The sequence below is a fragment of the Variovorax sp. PEI5 genome, assembly GCF_056679935.1.
In genome coordinates this window covers 3,060,030-3,078,994 of the sequence record NZ_CM155257.1, presented here as the reverse complement: position 1 = coordinate 3,078,994, position 18,965 = coordinate 3,060,030, and the positions used below count along the sequence as shown (strand labels likewise).

Below are 18,965 nucleotides of genomic sequence, written 5' to 3'. Positions count from 1 at the left end.
TGGCGGGAGGTGGATGTGACCACGGGGTCACTGCCGGCATGTCGATCAGAGTGTCTCTTGCAGCATGCGTGCCACGCCGAGTCGCCAGTCGGGCAGCACCAGGCCGAAGGTCGACTGCAGCCGACGGGTGTCGAGACGCGAATTCTGCGGGCGTCGCGCCGGCGTCGGGAAGGCGCTGGTCGGCACGGCGTCGACGGCATCGGGTCCGGCCTTGAGTTCGACACCGGCGGCGCGCGCCTGCTCGAGCACGAAGCGCGCATAGCCGTGCCAGCTGGTCTCACCGCCGGCCACGGCGTGATAGAGCCCGGCCTTCGACGGATCGCGCAGGATGTCGCCGATCGCATGGGCCGTGACATCGGCCAGCAGTTCGGCGCCGGTCGGAGCGCCGAACTGGTCGTCGATGACGGTCAGACGCTCGCGCTCCTTCGCCAGGCGCAGCATGGTCTTGGCGAAATTGCCACCGCGCGCGGCATAGACCCAGCTGGTGCGCAGGATCAGGTGCCTGGCGCAGTGTTGCGCCACCAGTTGCTCGCCCTCGAGCTTGGTGAGGCCATAGACGCTCAGAGGGCCCGTGGCGGCCTCCTCCGTCCAGGGCGCGCTGCCGCTGCCGTCGAACACGTAGTCGGTGGAATAGTGCACGAGCAGCGCGCCGATGCGGTCGGCCGCCCGGGCGACGACACCCGGCGCGGTGGCGTTGAGCTTGCGCGCGAATTCGGGCTCGCTCTCGGCCTTGTCGACCGCGGTGTGCGCGGCGGCATTGACGATGACGTCGGGGCGTACCCGCAGCACGGTCTCGGCCAATGCGTCCGGCTCGCTGAAATCGGCGGCGTATTCCTGGCTGTCGTGATCAAGCGCGACGACTTCACCCAGCGGAGCGAGGCTGCGCTGGAGTTCCCAGCCCACCTGTCCGCCCTTGCCCAGCAGCAGCAGCTTCATGCGGCGGCCTTGGGGTCGGCTGCGTGGTCGTACTGCTTCTCCACCCATTCGCGATAGGCGCCGCTCTGCACGTTGCGCACCCATTCGCCATGGGCGAGATACCACTCCACCGTCTTGCGGATGCCCGACTCGAAGGTCTCGGCGGGCTTCCAGCCGAGCTCGCGCTCCAGCTTGCGCGCGTCGATGGCATAGCGGCGGTCGTGGCCGGGCCGGTCGGTGACGTAGGTGATCTGCTCGGCGTAGGGCTTGCCGTCGGCGCGCGGACGGAGTTCGTCGAGCAGGCCGCAGACGATGTTGACGATGTCGATGTTGGGCTTCTCGTTCCAGCCGCCGACGTTGTAGGTCTCGCCCAGGCGCCCGCCCTCGAGCACGCGGCGGATGGCGCTGCAGTGGTCCTTGACGTAGAGCCAGTCGCGCACCTGCATGCCGTCGCCATAGACCGGCAGGGGCTTGCCGGCGAGCGCATTGACGATCATGAGGGGAATGAGCTTCTCCGGGAAATGGAACGGCCCGTAATTGTTGGAACAATTGGTTGTGAGCACCGGCAGCCCGTAGGTGTGGTGCCAGGCCCGCACCAGATGGTCGCTGGCCGCCTTACTGGCCGAGTACGGACTGTTGGGTTCGTAGGTGTGTTCCTCGGTGAAGGCCGGGTCGGTCGCCGACAGCGAGCCATACACCTCGTCGGTCGAGACGTGCAGGAAGCGGAAGGCAGCTTTCTCCTCTGGAGGCAGCGTGTTCCAGTAGCCGCGCGTGGCTTCGAGCAACCGGAAAGTACCCAGCACATTGGTCTGCACGAAGTCTTCCGGGCCATGGATCGAACGGTCGACATGCGACTCGGCGGCGAAGTTCACGATGGCGCGCGGCCGGTGCTCGGCGAGCAGGCGATCGAGGAGCGCGTTATCACCAATATCGCCCTGAACGAAAATGTGCGAAGCGTTGCCATCGAGCGACGACAGTGTCTGGAGGTTGCCGGCGTAGGTAAGCTTGTCGAGGTTGACGACCGGTTCCTTGCCTTGCGCGAGCCAGTCGAGAACGAAATTGGCACCGATAAAGCCGGCGCCGCCTGTGACCAGAATCATGTGGAATTGTGTCCTGTTGACTTGTATGACCCCCGATCCGGTGGCCCAGCAGGCGATTATCCACAAGGGCTCCGGATCGAAATCTGACAAAACTAGTCAGTTGGCCTTAAAGCGCAGTGGCTCAGACGGCCCTGCATTTGTTCAACATCCGTGACTTTCAGCCGAATCATGACCTCTTTCATCCGACTTTCACGATTCACTGGCAAGGCTTAAGAAACAATTGAGCGTTACAGTACGCGTTCTTTTGTATTAAGTTGTCACCAAGTCATGTATCGCGGACGACGATGCGCATGACTGCTCCACAACCCGTCCATCCAGACCGATCATTGCTCATGACCACTTCCATTCATCCAGTTGTTCTCTGTGGCGGCAACGGCACGCGCCTGTGGCCGCTCTCGCGCAAGGCGCTGCCCAAGCAGTTCACCCCGCTCATCGATGGCAAGAGCCTGCTGCAGATGACGCTCGAGCGCCTGCGCAGCCTCAACGACGTCATCACCTGCATGGCGTCCGAGGACCATCGCTTCCTGGTTCAGGAGGCGATCGACGCCGCCAAGGTGTCGGGCAAGCAGATCCTCGAGCCGGTCGGCCGCAACACCGCCGCCGCCATGGCCGCGGCCGCGCTGCTCGCCGACAGCGACGACCTGCTGCTGTTCGCGCCGGCCGACCATCACATCCCCGATGCCGAACGCTTCGCCGAGACCGTGCGCGCCGGCGCCGCCGCTGCCCTGGCCGGCCACATCGTCACCTTCGGCATCGTTCCGACCTTCCCGAGCACCGCCTATGGCTACATCGAGACCGGCGCGGCCCTGACCGGCGCCGCCGATGCGGAAGCCCCGGCCGGCAACGCCGTGGTGCGCTTCGTCGAGAAGCCGACCGAGGACGTCGCCCAGTCGATGCTGCTCAAGGGCGGCTTCCTGTGGAACGCCGGCATCTTCCTGGTGCGCGCGGGCACCCTGATCGAGGCCCTGCGCCAGCAGGCCCCGGACATCCTGGCCGCCTGCCAGCAGGCCACGGCCGGCGCCGCCACCGATGGCACCTTCGTGCGCCTGAACCGCGAGCCCTTCGCGGCCTGCCGCAGCGAGAGCATCGACTACGCGGTGCTGGAGAAGCACAAGGACATCGCCGTGCTGCGCTTCGATGGCGCCTGGAGCGACGTCGGCAGCTGGAACGCGGTGGCCAACCTGTACCCGGCCGACGACGCCGGCAACCGCCTCAACGGCATGGCCAGCGCGCTGAACGCCCGCAACACCTTCGTGCATGCGCCGATCCGTCCGGTGGTGGCCCTGGGCACCGAGGACCTGATCATCGTGGACACCCAGGACGCCGTGCTGGTGGCCAACGTCAAGTACGCCGAGCAGGTCAAGGACGTGGTGAGCATGCTCAACCGCGAAGGCCGCCTCGAAGCCGTCGAGCACCGCCGCGTCGCGCGTCCGTGGGGCGCCTATGACGGCGTCGATTCGGGCGAGCGCTTCCAGGTCAAGCGCCTGACCGTCAAGCCGGGCGCCAAGCTGTCGCTGCAGATGCATCACCACCGCGCCGAGCACTGGGTGGTCGTCAAGGGCACGGCCAAGGTCACGCGCGACGAGGAGACGATCCTGGTGCGCGAGAACGAATCGGTCTACATCCCCCTGGGCACCGTGCACCGCCTGGAGAACCCGGGCAAGCTCATGCTCGAGGTCATCGAGGTGCAGTCCGGCGGCTACCTGGGCGAGGACGACATCGTGCGTTTCGACGACACCTATGGCCGCGTCACCCCCCTCAACGCTCGCGCAAAATAAAACAACAATGACCACGACTCCCAAAAAAGCCCTCATCACCGGCATCACGGGCCAGGACGGCTCCTACCTCGCCGAATTCCTGCTCGAGAAGGGTTACGAGGTGCACGGCATCAAGCGCCGCGCGTCCTCGTTCAACACCGACCGCATCGACCACCTGTACCAGGACCCGCACGAGCAGAACCGCCGCCTGCACCTGCACTACGGCGACCTGACCGACACCAGCAACCTGACGCGCATCGTGCAGCAGGTGCAGCCCGACGAGATCTACAACCTCGGCGCGCAGAGCCACGTGGCGGTGAGCTTCGAGGCCCCCGAGTACACGGCCGACGTCGACGCCATCGGCACCCTGCGCCTGCTGGAGGCCGTGCGCCTCCTCGGCCTGCAGGACAAGACGCGCTTCTACCAGGCCAGCACCAGCGAGCTCTACGGCCTGGTGCAGGAGATCCCGCAGCGCGAGAGCACGCCCTTCTATCCGCGCAGCCCCTATGGCGTGGCCAAGCTCTACGCCTACTGGATCACCAAGAACTACCGCGAGGCCTACGGCATGTACGCCTGCAACGGCGTGCTGTTCAACCACGAGAGCCCGCGCCGCGGCGAGACCTTCGTGACGCGCAAGATCACGCGCGGCCTGTGCAACATCGCCCAGGGCCTGGAGAAGTGCCTGTTCGTCGGCAACCTCGACGCCCTGCGCGACTGGGGCCATGCCAAGGACTACGTGCGCATGCAGTGGATGATGCTGCAGCAGGAGGAGGCGCAGGACTTCGTGATCGCCACCGGCGTCCAGTACAGCGTGCGCGACTTCGTGCGCAAGTCGGCCGCCGAGCTGGGCATCGAGCTCGACTTCGTCGGCCGCGGTGTCGAGGAGAAGGCGGTCGTGCGCGCGATCTCCGGCGACAAGGCGCCGGGCGTGCAGGTCGGCGACGTCATCGTCTCGGTCGATGCCCGCTACTTTCGTCCGGCCGAGGTCGAGACGCTGCTGGGCGACGCCACGCTGGCCAAGGAACAGCTCGGCTGGATCCCGGAGATCACGCTCGACGAGATGGTCGCCGAGATGGTCGCGGGCGACCTGGAGGTCTCGCGCCGCCATTCGCTGCTGCAGAAGCATGGCTATAACGTGTCGGTGAGCAAGGAAAACTGATCCGCGTTGCCGGCCTGCCAAACTGAGGGGACGCGCACGCACCGTGCGCGTCCCCTCATCGCATTCAAGGAGCACGTAATTCATGGCAACCCCTGAAGAAGACAAGGCCGCCGAGCGCATCAAGGACTCGGCCCAGCAGATCTGGCTGGCCGGGCTCGGCGCGTTCGCCAAGATGCAGCAGGAAGGCAGCAAGGCGTTCGAGGCCCTGGTGAAGGATGGCGTCGGCATCCAGAAGAAGACGCAGCAGGCGGCCCAGGAGACGCTGGCCGAGGCGCAGGCGCGCATGGCCGGCCTGGCCAGCGAGATCGGCAGCAAGGCCTCGGGCGGCTGGGGCAAGCTGGAGAACATCTTCGAGGAACGCGTGGCGCGCGCGCTGACGAGCCTGGGCATTCCCACGGCCGAGGAGTTCGCGGCCCTGAAGGCGCGGGTGGAGGAACTGGAGGACGAACTCGACGCCCTGTCGAAGCCACGCGCCGGCGCCCGCGCAGCGCGCCGCCGGGAGCCCGAGGACGAGGCACCCTGACGAACGGTCGCCGCGCCTATGCGGACTTACCCGGCACCAGACCGGGGCCGTGCACCTGAAAGGTAACAGTTGAGCTAGAGTGTCCTGGAGCTATCAACCGGGGCACCATCATGGCCAAGAAGGCGCCTAGACGCACTGCAGAGCGCATCCTCGAGGCGGCGCTGGACCTGTTCAACCGCTTTGGCGAGCCCAACGTCTCGACCACGCTGGTGGCCGGCGAGCTCAACATCAGCCCCGGCAATCTCTACTACCACTACCCGGCCAAGGAGGAGCTCATCAACCGCCTGTGCGAGGCCTACGAGCTCGAGCTCGACGAGCTGCTGCACGCCAGCGAGGGCGTGCGGGACGTGGAGGACGCCTGGTTCTTCATGCACAGCCTGTTCGAGCTGTTGTGGCGCTATCGCTTCCTCTATCGCGACCTGAACGACCTGCTGAGCAAGAACTGGCACCTGGAGATGCGGTTCCAGAACGTGCTGCAGAACAAGACCGATGCCGTGCGCGCCATGCTCGGCGGCATGGTCCGGGCCGGCCACCTCGACATCGACACGCGGGAGGTCGGCATGCTGGCCCAGAGCATGGTGGTCGTGCTGACCTACTGGCTGAGCTACGAATACGTGCGCAATCCGCGCGAGGCGCTGGAGCCCGCGCACGCGCAGGCGGCGCTGTTGCGCGGCGCGCACCACACCCTGCACCTCCTGACGCCCTATCTCGCCCCGGCGCAGCGCCGGCACCTGCTCGCACTGAGCAGCGCCTACGACCGCGACGACCTCGCCATGGCCGCATGAACGGCTGCGACGCACCCACCCCGGAGACTCGCGACCCCATGCCCATCACGAACTTCAGACCCCTGGGCTTCCTGCAGGGCGGCACGCGGGGCGGCCCCCCCAACGCGCCGGTGGTCGAGCCGGCGATCGGCCCCTGGCTGGCGATGCCCTACCCCGACGTGCCGCGCTTCGACGCCGACACCCTGCTGTCGCGCTGGGCGCGGCTGCATGCCGGCCAGGCCCTGCCGCTGCCCTCCTCGTCGGCCCTGATCGACGGCTGGATGCTCTATCACACGGGTCAGTTCGAGAGCGCCGCGGCATCCGGCCTGCTCCAGGGCCCCGAGGGCCTCACGCTGGCCAACCAGGCCACCGCCATCTACGCCAACTACCTGGAGCCGCGCGAATCGGCGCGCCTGGCCCTGTTCCTGCAGGTCGCCGAACGCGCCGCCGCCCAGGTCGCGCGCAATCCCGACGATCCGCAGGCCCTGTTCTGGGAGGCCTACGCGCTCGGGCGCTACAGCCAGGGCATCAGCGTGGCGCGGGCGCTGGCCCAGGGCCTGGGCGGCCGCATCAAGGAGGTGCTGGAACGCGTCGTCGCGCTGGAACCGCTGCACGCGGATGCGCACATCGCGCTGGGCGCGTTCCATGCCGAGGTGATCGACAAGGTCGGCACGCTGGTCGGGCGCATGACCTATGGCGTGCGCGCCGAGACCGCCATCGCCATGTTCGAGCGCGGCGTCGCGCTCAACTCCCATTCCGCCAGCGGCTGGATGGAATACGCCCGGGGCCTGATGATGCTCGAAGGGGATGCGAAGATCGACGAGGCCGGCCGGCTCTACGAAAGGGCCGCCGCCATCACCCCGGCCGACGCGCGCGAGCGCCTGGACGCCGAACTGGCGCGCACCGCGAACATCGGCTGAAGCACGCCCGCGCATCCTCCCGGCCGTCCCGTCCTCCATTTCCTCCGTTCTTCCCGCTTTTTCCGCTCCTCCCGCTCCTCCATGTCCGATCTGAACGCCCTCTTCGATGCCGCCCAGGCCAACTCCAAGCTGCTGACCGAACGGCCCGACAACCCCACGCTCCTGAAGATCTACGGCCTGTTCAAGCAGGCGACGCAAGGCGACAACACCGCCAAGCGGCCGAGCTTCAGCGACTTCGTGGCGCGTGCCAAGTGGGACGCCTGGTCCTCGCACAAGGGCGTGTCGGCCGACGAGGCCAAGCGCAAGTACATCGAGCTGATCGACTCACTGCGCGCCGGCTGAGGCCGTCGGCGCCAGCGCCGGCAGCGCGCGTCGCCGCTCGCCCGCGGGCAGCGCGGCGATGCGGCGCACCTCGGCGTGGAAGCGCGGCCAGTCGCGGCCCTCGCGCTCGAACAGCGCCTCGAACGCCGGCACCAGTTCGTCATAGGCGGCCTGGGCGCCGAACATGGCGTTGTTGGCGCGCCGGACCCAGCCGTCGTAGGCGGCCTGCCGCTGCGGCGGCCAGGTCGCGCGCAACGCGGCGAAGTCGGACCGGAAGGTCTCCATCGCCGCCTGCTTCATCGGCTCGACCATGGCGACGTCGCCGGCGCGGGCGGCGGGCGTGTCGTAGACCGCCTGCAGGCGTCGCCGCGTCGCCAGCGTGAGGGCGCGGAACTGGCGCCGCCGGGCGTCGAACTGCGCGTACTCGGCGCGCGCCGCGTCGCCGGCGCGCTCGTCGAGCCAGCGCATGCCGCCCAGGCGCTCGACCGCCGTCGCGAACGACTCGTTGAACAGCGTGTCGCCCGGCACGTAGACCACCTGGTGCGACAGCTCGTGGAAGATCAATCGCGCCAGCTCGCCCTCGGGATAGCCGATGAAGGTGTTGAGCAGCGGGTCGCCGCCGGCCCAGTCGAGCCAGCCGAGCGTCGAGTAGGCCGGCACCGGATAGACCGCCGTCTCCAGGCCCTGGGCCCCCTGGGCCTCGGCCTCGGCGCGGGCATCGGCCTCGGCGTAGTAGCCGCGATAGCCGACGCAGCCCGCGACCGGAAAGCACCAGGTCTTGAGCGTCAGCGAATATGGCGGCGCCGCGACCACGTTCCAGACCGCCGCGTTGCGCTGCAGGTCGGCATAGCCGGTGTAGCTGCGGTTGTCGGGCAGCGCCAGCTCGTCGACGGCGAAGCGGCGGATGCGCTGGGTGAGTGCGAGCTTGGCCCGCAGCGCCTCGCTGGTCGACGGATCGGCGATCCACTGCGACACCGGCCGCGCCGCGCGCAGCAGGTCGACGTGGCCCTGGGCCGACTGCCAGTAGTAGCCCAGGTTGCCGCAGGCGCTCAGCGCCAGCGCGACGAGGCCCGCCAGCGCGGCGGCGGCGGCGATCCGGCCCGCCCGCCTCACGCCGCCGCGCCCCCGGCCAGCCGTTCCACCTCGACCAGGCAGTCGTAGAAGGTCGGCGCCCGGCCCAGGTCGGTCAGGCGCTGGCTGGTGAGCTGGTTGACGTTGGTGCCATCGACCCCGAACTTGCGCCACCAGATGCCCAGGCCGTTGACCACGCCCGGGCGCGCCCGGCGCGAGACCTCGGCGCGGCAGCGATGCTCGCCACGGCGGTTGAAGACGCGCACCATCGCGCCGTCCTCGATGCCGCGCGCGGCGGCATCGTCGGCATGCATCTCCAGCACCGGCTCGACCTCGATGGCGCGCAGGCTGGTGACGTTGACGAAGGTCGAGTTCAGGAAGTTGCGCGCCGGCGGCGAGATCATGGCGAGCGGGAACTCGGTCGAGCTGCCGATCGGCTCGTGGTTGGGCAGGTGGTCGGGCAACCCGTCCACGCCGCGCGCGGCCAGCCGGTCGCTCCAGAACTCGCAGCGCCCCGAGGGCGTCGGGAAGCGCCCCTCGGCGAATGGCGCCTCCGGCAGCGCCAGGCTGGCGAAGCCATGCGCCAGCAGGCGATCGAAGTCGACCACGCCGGGCGCGAAGGCGCTGCGGCACAGGGTCTCGTCGTCGTCCCGGAAGCAGGGTTCGTCGAAGTCCAGGCGCCGCGCCAGCTCGCGGAACACCCAGGCGTTGCTGCGCGCCGCGCCGCGCGGGGCGACGGCGGGCCGGTTGAGCAGCACGTCGGTGTGGCCATAGCTGGTGTGGATGTCCCAGTGCTCGATCTGCACCGTGGCCGGCAGCAGGTAGTCGGCGTGGTCGGCGGTGTCGGTGCGGAACTGCTCGAGCACGACGGTGAAGAGGTCCTCGCGCGCGAAGCCGGCCACCACGCTGGCGGAGTCCGGCGCCACGGCCACCGGGTTGCTGTTGTAGACCACCAGCGCGCGCACCGGCGGGCCGCCGCCCAGGGCATCGGCATCGCCCGCGAGCACCTCGCCGATGCGGCTCATGTTGAGGGTGCGCGGCGGCCGACCGGCGGGCATGAGGTCGGGTCGCTGCAGGGCCGCGCGATCGACCGGGAAATGGCTCGACGCGCTCATCAGCAGGCCGCCCGCGCGATGGCGCCAGGCGCCCACCAGCGCCGGCAGGCAGGCCACCGCGCGCACCGCGTTGCCGCCGCCGCGCACGCGCTGCATGCCGTAGTTCAGGCGGATCGCGGCGGGCCCGATGCGCCCGTAGTCGCGCGCCAGCGCCACGATCTGCGCTTCCGGCACGCCGCACACGGCAGCCGCGCGCGCCGGCGGCCACTGCAGCGCGCGCTCGCGCAGGGCGGCCCAGCCGAGCGTGTGGCGCTCGATGTAGTCGTGGTCCAGCAGGTCCTCGACGATCAGCTGGTGCATCAGCGCGAAGGCCAGCGCGGCATCGGTGCCGGGCAGCAACGCGATGTGCTCGTCGCACTTGTCGGCCGTCTCGGAGCGGCGCGGATCGATGCACACCAGCTTCGCGCCGGCGCGCCTGGCGGCCTGCGCGTGGCGCCAGAAGTGCAGGTTGCTGCCGATCGAGTTGCTGCCCCAGATCAGGATCAGCCGCGACTCGGCGAAATGCTCGACGCGCATGCCGACCTTGCCGCCGAGCGTCATCGTCAGAGCTTCCGCGCCGGCCGAGGCGCAGATGGTGCGATCGAGCTGCGAGGCGCCGAGCCGGTGGAAGAAGCGCCGGTCCATCGACTCGCCCTGCACCAGGCCCATGGTGCCGGCATAGCTGTAGGGCAGGATGGTCTCGGCGCCACCGGCCGCCGTGTCGGCGGCCAGGGCGCGCAGGCGCGCGGCGATGTCGTCGAGCGCGTCGTCCCAGCTCACCGGCTCGAACCGGCCCTCGCCCTTGGCGCCGACGCGACGCAGTGGCTGCAGCAGCCGCTCGGGGTGCGCGCAGCGCTCCAGGTAGCGCGACACCTTGGTACACAGCACGCCGCCGGTGTGGGGATGCGCGGGATTGCCCTGCAGCCGCACGGCGGCGCCGTCGCGCACCGTGGTCACGAACGAGCAGGTGTCGGGACAGTCGTGCGGACAGGCGCCGAGCACGCTGGCGGCGACGCCGTCGTCGGCGCCGGGCGCGGGGAACCCGGAGGTGGAGGCGGAAGCGGCCAGGGGAGCGGTCATCGCGCCAGTCTAAATTCATCGGTCCGTCCGGGTGCGAACCGATGCGCCGGCTGACCACCGCCAGGGGAAACCGCCTGCATGCCGGCACCCGGCCGAGCGGCCTACTCCCGTCATGGATCCCACCGCCGCGCTCGCCGACTTCACCGCCCGCCATCCCCGCCTGTTCGTCCTCACCGGCGCCGGCTGCAGCACCGAATCGGGCATTCCCGACTATCGCGACGTGCGCGGCGAATGGAAGCGTCCCTCGCCCGTGACCTTCCAGGCCTTCACCGGCGAGGAAGCCACGCGGCGGCGCTACTGGGCCCGCAGCCTGGTCGGGTTTCCGACCATGGCGCACGCGCGGCCGGGCGCCGCCCATCGCGCGCTCGCGCACCTGGAGGACGCCGGCCGCGTCGAGCTGCTGCTGACCCAGAACGTCGACGGCCTGCACGAGGCCGCCGGCAGCCGGCGCACCATCGACCTGCATGGCCGCATCGACACCATCCGCTGCCTGGGCTGCGAAGCCCGCACGCCGCGGCCGCTGTTCCAGGCCGAGCTGCGGCGCCGCAATCCGGCCTGGGCCGAACTCGAAGCCAAGGCCGCGCCCGATGGCGATGCCGACCTCGACGGCCTCGACTTCTCCGGCTTCGACGTGCCCGACTGCCCGATCTGCGGCGGCATGCTCAAGCCCGATGTGGTGTTCTTCGGCGAGAACGTGCCGCGCGAGCGCATCGCCACCGCCTTCGCCGCCCTCGAGGCCGCCGACGCGATGCTGGTCGCCGGCTCCTCGCTGATGGTCTATTCCGGCTTCCGCTTCGTGCAGGCGGCCGCCAAGGCCGGCAAGCCCATCGCCGCCGTCAACCTGGGCCGCACCCGGGCCGACGACCTGTTCGACCTCAAGGTCGAGCGGTCGGTGGGGGAGACACTGGAAGGCCTGGCGAAGTCGCTCGCGACGTGAGAGGGCAGTGGCGAAAGGACGTTGGCAGGGGTGGCCGGACGCGCCCGACATCGATCGGCGAATCGGCATTCGATCGATCGGCCACCCTGCCGATCATCGATTGACCGAGCCCGGGCTCAGGCCGGCACGGCCTCGATGCCCGCGCGATCCCAATGGCGGTGCTTGCCGATCGCCGCCACGAAATCGCTGGCGATCTGCAGCGCGGCGGTGGCGTCTCCCAGGTTGGTCACCGGGGTCGGCGCCACCACCACGCCGGCGGGCTGCGCGCCCTCGGCCAGGCGCAGGGCGTCCAGCAGCTGCACGCCCTCGCCGATGGTGCAGATCGCCTTGCAATGCTTGAAGGCCTCCAGCACGTAGTGCACGGCCTCGCCGTTCTGCGCCAATGCCGCGATGCCATCCTTGCCGGCCGGCACCAGCACGGCATCGAACATCACAGAGGGCATGGCCGAGAACGTCGCGTCGACCTCGATCTGCCGCTTGGACGCGCTCGACACCGTGCCCAGGCGCGGACCCACCACCTTGCAGGTCAGGCCGGCGTTCTCCAGCGCATCGCGGATCGGCTTGAGCGATGCCGAATCGACGCCGTCGGCCACCAGGATGGCCACCTTGCGCGTCTTGACCGAGCCCTCGCCCGTGTCGACCATGCTCAGAGCGCGCGACTCCTCGATGGTGCTGGTGATCTGGTGGTCGCGGAAGCCCGAGCGCCCGGCGGCGGCGCGCGCATCCGGCGCTCCGATGCCCAGCGGCTCGGCCACGCGGCGCGCGAGCTTCTCGTCGACGTGGGCCAGGTTGTCGACCATGCGCTGGCGGATCGCCGGCACTTCCAGCTTCGACAGCTCGAAGCGGAAGGCCGCGACGATGTGCTCCTTCTCGGCCGTGCTCTGGCTGTTGAAGAACAGGCGGGCCTGCGTGAAGTGGTCGTCGAACGACGGACTGCGCCGGCGCACCTTGGGCGACTCGAGCGCCTCCGGATAGGACTGGAAACCGGCGCTGGCGCCATCGACCCGGTACTCGGCGCCGGTGCCCAGCGAGTTGGGCTCGTAGGCGACCTGGCCGCGCGCGATGGTCTGGCGATGCATGCCGTCGCGCTGGAAGTTGTGGGACGGGGACACCGCGCGGTTGATTGGCAGCTCGTGGAAGTTGGCGCCGCCCAGGCGCGAGATCTGCGTGTCGGTGTACGAGAACAGTCGGCCCTGCAGCAGGGGATCGTTGGAGAAGTCGATGCCCGGCACCACGTGGCCCGGATGGAAGGCGACCTGCTCGGTCTCGGCGAAGAAGTTGTCCGGATTGCGGTCGAGCACCAGGCGGCCGATGCGCTGCACCGGTACCAGTTCCTCGGGGATCAGCTTGGTCGGGTCGAGCAGGTCGAAGCCCAGCGAATGCTCCTTGTCCTGCGGAATCATCTGCACGCCCAGCTCCCACTCGGGGAAGTCGCCGTTCTCGATCGCCTCCCACAGGTCGCGGCGATGGAAGTCGGCATCCTTGCCGGCGATCTTCTGCGCCTCGTCCCAGACCAGTCCGTGGACGCCCAGCTTGGGCTTCCAGTGGAACTTGACGAAGTGCGATTCGCCGCGCGAATTCACGAAGCGGAAGGTGTGGACGCCGAAGCCCTCCATCATCCGGTAGCTGCGCGGGATGGCGCGATCGCTCATGGCCCACATCAGCATGTGGGTCGTCTCCGGCATCAGCGAGGCGAAGTCCCAGAAGGTGTCGTGCGCGCTGGCGGCCTGCGGGATGGCGTGGTGCGGCTCCGGCTTGACGGCATGGATCAGGTCCGGGAACTTGATGGCGTCCTGGATGAAGAACACCGGCATGTTGTTGCCCACCAGGTCGTAGTTGCCCTGCTGGGTGTAGAACTTGACCGAGAAGCCGCGCACGTCGCGCACCGTGTCGGCCGAGCCGCGTTCGCCCGCCACGGTCGAGAAGCGCACGAAAACGGGCGTGCGCTGCGACGGGTCCTGCAGGAAGTCGGCCGAGGTGAACTGCGACATCGACTTGTAGACCTGGAAGTAGCCATGCGCGGCCGAGCCGCGCGCATGGACCACGCGCTCCGGGATGCGCTCGTGGTCGAAATGCGTGATCTTCTCGCGCAGGATGAAATCCTCCAGCAGCGTCGGTCCGCGCACGCCGGCCTTGAGCGAGTTGTGGTTGTCGGGGATGTGGACCCCCTGGTTGGTCGTGAGCTGGGAGATCGGCTCCTGCATGAAACCGGCGAGCTGCTGCTGCTTCGGGTTGACGGTATCGCCGGCTTTCGGGCGGCGGCCGGCAGCCGCCCTGTTTCTTAGCGTCATTCCAAGTCCTTGGTCAAAAACGTCGATGCGCAGACTCCCTTGTGAGGAACCCACGACAGATTGCGGGAGAAAGCGAAAGGGGAAGAAGCGGCTGGCACAGCCGATACCCTCTTGGGCCATGACGAGGCCGTGTCGAGCCGCGTCTTCGGGATAGGGTAAGCGCCACCGTCCACCGCCCTTGTCGCAACGACCGATGGCCGGCGTAGGACGCTGGATGGATTCCCAGTAGGAAATAGGCATTGGCGGACGCCATCAGCCTTGGCCTACGTCAGCACGCGTCGGCCCTGCTCGGCCGAGCCGCCGCACACTGCATACCATCGACTGCAGTTTGGCATCGGGGCGGCACGTCTCGTGCTTGCATCGATGGTGGTTTTTCCTGTGAACCACTCCTCGTTCCCTATCCGCTCATTCTTTTCCTGCGAGGCGCCATGCTCATCAAAATCGGCTACGACATCGAACTCGGCATCAGCGCCCCCACCGCGCTGATCTACATGCTCAAGGTGCATCCATCGCGCGCCGGTGACATCACCCAGGGCGAGAACATCACCATCAGCCCGCCGCTGGTCACGGACTTCTACCGCGACAGCTTCGACAACGAATGCGCGCGCGTGCACGTGCCCTGGGGCGTCAACAGCGTGCGCCTGCGTAACGAGGCCGTGGTCTACGACAACGGCCTGCCCGATCCGGTCGACTACGGCGCCAAGGAGCATGCGGTGGCCGACCTGCCGACCGAGGCCCTGCCCTTCCTGCTGCCCAGCCGCTATTGCGAGGTCGATGGCCAGCTGCTCGGCTTCGCCTGGAGCCAGTTCGGCAATGTCGCGCCGGGCTGGGCACGCGTGCAGGCCATCTGCGACTTCGTCCACAACCACCTGCGCTTCGACTACCAGCAGGCCCGCGCCACCCGCACGGCGCAGGAAGGCTTCAACGAGCGCGTGGGCGTGTGCCGCGACTTCACGCACCTGGCCGTCACGCTGTGCCGCTGCATGAACATCCCGGCGCGCTACGTGACCGGCTACCTGGGCGACATCGGCATTCCGGCGGTGCCCTATCCGATGGACTTCAGCGCCTGGTTCGAGGTCTACCTCGGCGACCGCTGGCACACCTTCGATGCGCGCCACAACACGCCGCGCATCGGCCGCATCGTCATCGCGCGCGGCCGCGATGCCGCCGACGTGCCGATCACGATGGTCTTCGGCGCCAACACGCTGCAGCGCTTCGAGGTCGTGACCGACGAGGTCGTCGGCCCCCTGTGAGTCGGCGGTAGGCCGCTCCGCCGGATCGCTTCGAGCCGGGCCGTCTACCCGCCGTACTGCTTCAGGGCGAGCGCGCGCAGCAGCTCGGCCGCCAGCCGCTGCGGCCGCGTCGCCGGCCGCGCCTTCGGGATCGCCAGCACCACGCGGTTGCGCATCGCGGGCGACACGATGGCGGCCTGATGCAGCGTCTGCGGATAGCTCCAGAGCCGCGACGCGCTCGCCGGCAGCACGGTGTGCGCCACCCCGCGCGCCACCAGCGACAGCACGGTCGAGACCGAATCGACCTCGGCGACGATGTCCAGCGCCAGGCCGCGCGGCCGCGTGTGCGCCTCCAGCAGCTGGCGCAGGGCATTGGGGCCGCTGGGCATGACCAGCGGCAGCCGGCTCAGCTCGGCCAGCCTGATGCGGCGCGGCAGGGCCTGCGGCCCGAACAGCAGCAAGGGCTCGCGCCCCAGCGTCTCCTCGGCCAGTTGCGGCGATGACGGCGGATCGAACAGGATCGCCATGTCCAGCGTGCCGGCCACCAGCCATTCCCGCAGGCGCAGGCTCAACGACTCGACGATCGTCACCGTCGCTTCCGGATACTGCTCGCGGAAGCGCTGCACCAGGTCGGCCGTCAGCACCTGCGCCACGCGCGGCGGCAGGCCGATCGTCACCCGCCCGCGCGGACTCGCCTGGCGCTCGCGCATGTCGGCACGCGCCTTGTCTGCCAGCTCGTCGATGGCGCGCGCATGGGCCAGCAGCGCCAGTCCGGCTTCGTTGGCCGACGCGCCGCGCCCGTTGCGCACCAGCAGCCGCTGGCCCAGTTCCTCCTCCAGCAGCAGCACCTGCCGGCTGAGCGCCGGCTGCGACATGTGCAGGGCGGCGGCGGCGCGGCTGAAGCTGCCGCTCTCGAGCACCGCGACGAAGTAGCGCAGGCGGGTCAGATCCATGGTGTTCCTCGTGAGTGGCGATCGCGCCAGGCATGCGATCGGCGGATAACTGCTATCGATTCCTCCGATGGTCCCACGCCGGCGGCGGCCGGACAATGAAGCCATGCCGGACATCCTCACCTACGACCCCGAACCCCGGGCCGCGAACTTCACGCCACCGCCCCTGAGCTGCGACAGCCATGTGCACGTGTTCGGTCCGGCCGCGCGCTTTCCCTATGCGCAAGGCCGCGGCTTCACCCCCGTGGATGCGCCCAAGGAGACCCTGTTCGCATTGCATCGACTGCTGGGCATCGAGCGCTGCGTGATCGTGCAGTCGGCCGTGCACGGCATGGACAACCGCGTCGTCGAGGACGCCATCGCCGCCGGCGGGGGACGCTACCTGGGCATCGCCCTGGCGCCGGCCTCGGTCCCCGACGCCGAACTCGCCCGCCTGGCCGCCGCCGGCTTCCGGGGCGTGCGCTTCAACTTCATGGCGCACCTGCCCGGCACGCCCGTGGACGACGTGCTGGCGCTGAGCCGCCGGCTCGCCCCGCTGGGCATGCACCTGCAGGTGCATTTCGAGAGCGCCCTGGTGCACACCGTGGGCGCCGCGCTGGCCGCGAGCGCGGTGCCGGTGGTGATCGACCACATGGGTCGGGTCGATGCCGCGCTGGGGCCGGACCACGCCGATTTCGTGGCCCTGTGCCATCTGATGGCCAACCCGCTGTTCCGCGTCAAGGTGAGCGGCGTCGACCGCATCGCCACGGCCGGCACCTATCCCCAGGGCGTGGCCCTGGCGCGCCGGCTGGTCGAGTCGTTCGCCGACCGTTGCCTGTGGGGCAGCGACTGGCCCCATCCCAACCACACCCACGTGCCCGACGACGCCGCGCTGCTCGAGCTGCTGCCCGAGATCGCGCCCGATGCCGGACTGCGCCAGCGCCTGCTGGTCGACAACCCGGCGCGCTTCTACCGTTTCGAGTGAAGGAATACCGATGAGCGAGGAGATGGACTTCAGATACAACCCGGCCGGCCGGCTGCAGGACCGCGTGGCCTTCGTCAGCGGCGCCGGCTCGGTCGGCCCGGGCTGGGGCAACGGCCGGGCCATCGCCGTGCGCTTTGCCGAGGAGGGCGCGCTGGTGTTCGCCACCGACCGCGATCCGGCGCGCCTGGTGGAGACCGCCGAGCGGGTGGCCGCCGCCGGCGGCACCCTGGTGACCTGCCAGTGCGACGTCACCGACAGCGCCTCCCTCGCCGCCGCCGTGGCGCAATGCGCCGAGCGCTTCGGCCGCATCGACGTGCTGGTCAACAACGTCGGCGGCTCGGCCAAGGGCGGGCCCGTCGACCTGTCCGAGGAGGTCTGGGATGCCCAGGTCGACCTCAACCTGAAGAGCGTGTTCCTGGCCTGCAAGCACGTGCTGCCGCTGATGGAGCGCCAGGGCGCGGGCGCGATCGTCAACATGTCCTCCACCTCCGGGCTGCGCTGGACCGGCGCGGCGCAGGTCGCCTATGCCGCGACCAAGGCGGCGGTGATCCAGCTCTCCCGGGTGGTGGCGGTGCAGTACGCCGATCGCAACATCCGCTGCAACACCGTGGTGCCGGGACAGCTGCACACGCCGATGGTCGAGGCGCGGCTGGCCGGGCAGCGCGCCGGCGGCGACGTGCAGGCCCTGCTGGCGCAACGCCAGGCGCGCATTCCGCTGCCCTTCATGGGCGATGGCCGAGATGCCGCCGCCGCGGCCCTGTTCCTGGCCTCGGACGAGGCCCGGTTCATCACCGGCACCGAGCTCGTCGTCGACGGCGGCATGTCGGTGCGTTGCGGCTGACCCGAATCCTTCCAAGAAACCCAGAGACCCACGGAGACAAGAACACCATGCACATCCCCTCCCTCCTGCGCCGCGGCCTCGTCGGCCTGGCCGCCGCCGCCTGCCTGGCCGCGCCCGCCGCCTGGGCGCAGGGCGCCAAGATCACCCGCCTGGTGGTGGCCTTCCCGCCGGGCGGTCCGGTCGACTTCGTGGCCCGCACGGTGGCCGAGCAGCTCGGCAAGGAACTCGGCCAGCAGGTCATCATCGAGAACAAGGCCGGCGGCAACGGCGCCATCGCGGCCCAGTACGTCTCGACTGCCGCCCCGGACGGCAACACGCTCTGGCTGACCAGCGTGGGCGCGGTCGCCATCAATCCCTCGCTCTACGAGAAGCTGCCCTACGACATGCAGCGCGACCTGCAGCCGGTCTCGCTGGTGGTGCGCAATGTCGAGGTGCTGGTGGTGGCGGCCAACGCGCCCTACAACACCGGCGCCGAGTTCGTGGCCGCCGCCGCCAAGGCCAAGCAGCCGCTGACGCTGGCGTCTTCCGGCACCGGCAGCGTGCCGCACCTGGCGATGGAGCTGCTGTCCGACGCCACCAGGGTGCCGATGCTGCACGTGCCCTACAAGGGCGCGGCGCCGGCCATCACCGATGTCATCGCCGGCCACGTCAATGGTTTCTTCGGCGACGTCCCCGGGCTGATCTCCTTCATCAAGGGCGGCAAGCTCAAGCCGATCGGCATCGCCTCGGACAAGCGCAACCCGCTGCTGCCGGAGGTCAGGACCTTCGCCGAGATGGGCATCAAGGGCGTCGACTCGGACAACTGGTATGCCGTTTTCGCCGGCAAGTCGGTGCCCGCCGCCGAGATCGACAAGGTGAGCGCCGCATTGCGCAAGGCCCTGGCGGACGAGGGCGTGCGCAGCCGCCTGATGTCCCAGGGCGCCGAGCCGGCGTCCTCCACGCCGGCCGAACTGGCCGCGCTGCTCAAGAAGGACGGCGACAAGTGGGGCCGTGTCGTCAAGGCCAAGAACATCAAGCCCGACTGAAGCCAGGACAGGAGAAAGAAT

General features: G+C 69.3%; 17 protein-coding genes. 11 read left to right on the top strand and 6 right to left on the bottom strand.

What is annotated here, in order from left to right:
* Window positions 1-45 precede the first annotated feature (45 nt).
* Together rfbD and rfbB are read right to left on the bottom strand one after the other, a co-directional pair.
* The gene (gene rfbD / locus AC1MLT_RS14140) at window positions 46-936 is read right to left on the bottom strand and encodes a dTDP-4-dehydrorhamnose reductase (protein WP_296309554.1); all 891 of its coding nucleotides are present in this window, start codon (window positions 934-936) and stop codon (window positions 46-48) included.
* Complete coding sequence (rfbB, locus tag AC1MLT_RS14135; RefSeq protein WP_296309551.1) at window positions 933-2,015, bottom strand: dTDP-glucose 4,6-dehydratase; 1,083 nt, start codon at window positions 2,013-2,015, stop codon at window positions 933-935. The genes rfbD and rfbB overlap by 4 nt, the downstream gene beginning before the upstream one ends.
* 332 nt (window positions 2,016-2,347) lie before the next feature.
* On the opposite strand from rfbB, the gene AC1MLT_RS14130 reads away from it, so the two are divergent.
* The 6 genes from AC1MLT_RS14130 (at window position 2,348) to AC1MLT_RS14105 (ending at window position 7,480) form a co-directional block, all read left to right on the top strand.
* Complete coding sequence (locus AC1MLT_RS14130) at window positions 2,348-3,793, top strand: mannose-1-phosphate guanylyltransferase/mannose-6-phosphate isomerase (protein WP_481032834.1); 1,446 nt, start codon at window positions 2,348-2,350, stop codon at window positions 3,791-3,793.
* Window positions 3,794-3,800: 7 nt separating this feature from the next.
* Window positions 3,801-4,931 (top strand): GDP-mannose 4,6-dehydratase, encoded by a 1,131-nt coding sequence (gene gmd / locus AC1MLT_RS14125; protein ID WP_481032833.1) that lies wholly within the window; start codon window positions 3,801-3,803, stop codon window positions 4,929-4,931.
* Window positions 4,932-5,013: 82 nt separating this feature from the next.
* A complete protein-coding gene (locus AC1MLT_RS14120; RefSeq protein ID WP_481032832.1) occupies window positions 5,014-5,454 on the top strand; it encodes a phasin family protein in 441 nt (146 codons plus the stop codon).
* Between the two features lie 110 nt (window positions 5,455-5,564).
* Window positions 5,565-6,239 (top strand): TetR/AcrR family transcriptional regulator, encoded by a 675-nt coding sequence (locus AC1MLT_RS14115; protein ID WP_481032831.1) that lies wholly within the window; start codon window positions 5,565-5,567, stop codon window positions 6,237-6,239.
* A 38-nt stretch (window positions 6,240-6,277) separates the two neighbouring features.
* Window positions 6,278-7,138, top strand: a complete 861-nt coding sequence (locus AC1MLT_RS14110; protein ID WP_481032830.1) for a hypothetical protein — start codon at window positions 6,278-6,280, stop codon at window positions 7,136-7,138.
* A gap of 81 nt (window positions 7,139-7,219) precedes the next feature.
* Window positions 7,220-7,480 carry an acyl-CoA-binding protein gene (locus AC1MLT_RS14105; protein ID WP_481032829.1) on the top strand — a complete coding sequence of 87 codons (261 nt, stop codon included), beginning with the start codon at window positions 7,220-7,222 and terminating at the stop codon, window positions 7,478-7,480.
* Here the strand turns inward: AC1MLT_RS14105 and AC1MLT_RS14100 are convergent.
* Together AC1MLT_RS14100 and AC1MLT_RS14095 are read right to left on the bottom strand one after the other, a co-directional pair.
* A complete protein-coding gene (locus AC1MLT_RS14100) occupies window positions 7,463-8,572 on the bottom strand; it encodes an aminopeptidase (RefSeq protein ID WP_481032828.1) in 1,110 nt (369 codons plus the stop codon). The genes AC1MLT_RS14105 and AC1MLT_RS14100 overlap by 18 nt on opposite strands.
* Window positions 8,569-10,704 (bottom strand): molybdopterin-containing oxidoreductase family protein, encoded by a 2,136-nt coding sequence (locus AC1MLT_RS14095; protein WP_481032827.1) that lies wholly within the window; start codon window positions 10,702-10,704, stop codon window positions 8,569-8,571. Before AC1MLT_RS14095 ends, AC1MLT_RS14100 begins: the two co-directional genes overlap by 4 nt.
* Window positions 10,705-10,816: 112 nt before the next feature.
* On the opposite strand from AC1MLT_RS14095, the gene AC1MLT_RS14090 reads away from it, so the two are divergent.
* A complete protein-coding gene (locus tag AC1MLT_RS14090) occupies window positions 10,817-11,641 on the top strand; it encodes an NAD-dependent protein deacetylase (protein ID WP_481032826.1) in 825 nt (274 codons plus the stop codon).
* Window positions 11,642-11,757: 116 nt separating this feature from the next.
* Here AC1MLT_RS14090 and katE read toward each other — a convergent pair whose 3' ends face one another.
* Entirely contained in the window at window positions 11,758-13,932 is a 2,175-nt protein-coding gene (gene katE, locus AC1MLT_RS14085; RefSeq protein WP_481032825.1) for a catalase HPII, read from the bottom strand.
* Between the two features lie 428 nt (window positions 13,933-14,360).
* Here katE and AC1MLT_RS14080 point away from each other — a divergent pair, with 428 nt between their 5' ends.
* Window positions 14,361-15,185 (top strand): transglutaminase-like domain-containing protein, encoded by an 825-nt coding sequence (locus AC1MLT_RS14080; RefSeq protein ID WP_481032824.1) that lies wholly within the window; start codon window positions 14,361-14,363, stop codon window positions 15,183-15,185.
* Window positions 15,186-15,229: 44 nt separating this feature from the next.
* Here AC1MLT_RS14080 and AC1MLT_RS14075 read toward each other — a convergent pair whose 3' ends face one another.
* Window positions 15,230-16,117, bottom strand: coding sequence for a LysR family transcriptional regulator (locus AC1MLT_RS14075; RefSeq protein ID WP_481032823.1), 888 nt, complete (start codon window positions 16,115-16,117; stop codon window positions 15,230-15,232).
* Between the two features lie 103 nt (window positions 16,118-16,220).
* Here AC1MLT_RS14075 and AC1MLT_RS14070 point away from each other — a divergent pair, with 103 nt between their 5' ends.
* Genes AC1MLT_RS14070 through AC1MLT_RS14060 form a run of 3 tightly spaced genes read left to right on the top strand, consistent with a single transcriptional unit; the run spans window position 16,221 to window position 18,944 of the window.
* Window positions 16,221-17,078 (top strand): amidohydrolase family protein, encoded by an 858-nt coding sequence (locus AC1MLT_RS14070; RefSeq protein WP_481032822.1) that lies wholly within the window; start codon window positions 16,221-16,223, stop codon window positions 17,076-17,078.
* 10 nt (window positions 17,079-17,088) lie between these two features.
* The gene (locus tag AC1MLT_RS14065) at window positions 17,089-17,919 is read left to right on the top strand and encodes an SDR family NAD(P)-dependent oxidoreductase (protein WP_481032821.1); all 831 of its coding nucleotides are present in this window, start codon (window positions 17,089-17,091) and stop codon (window positions 17,917-17,919) included.
* Window positions 17,920-17,966: 47 nt separating this feature from the next.
* A complete protein-coding gene (locus AC1MLT_RS14060; RefSeq protein ID WP_481032820.1) occupies window positions 17,967-18,944 on the top strand; it encodes a Bug family tripartite tricarboxylate transporter substrate binding protein in 978 nt (325 codons plus the stop codon).
* Window positions 18,945-18,965 lie beyond the last annotated feature (21 nt).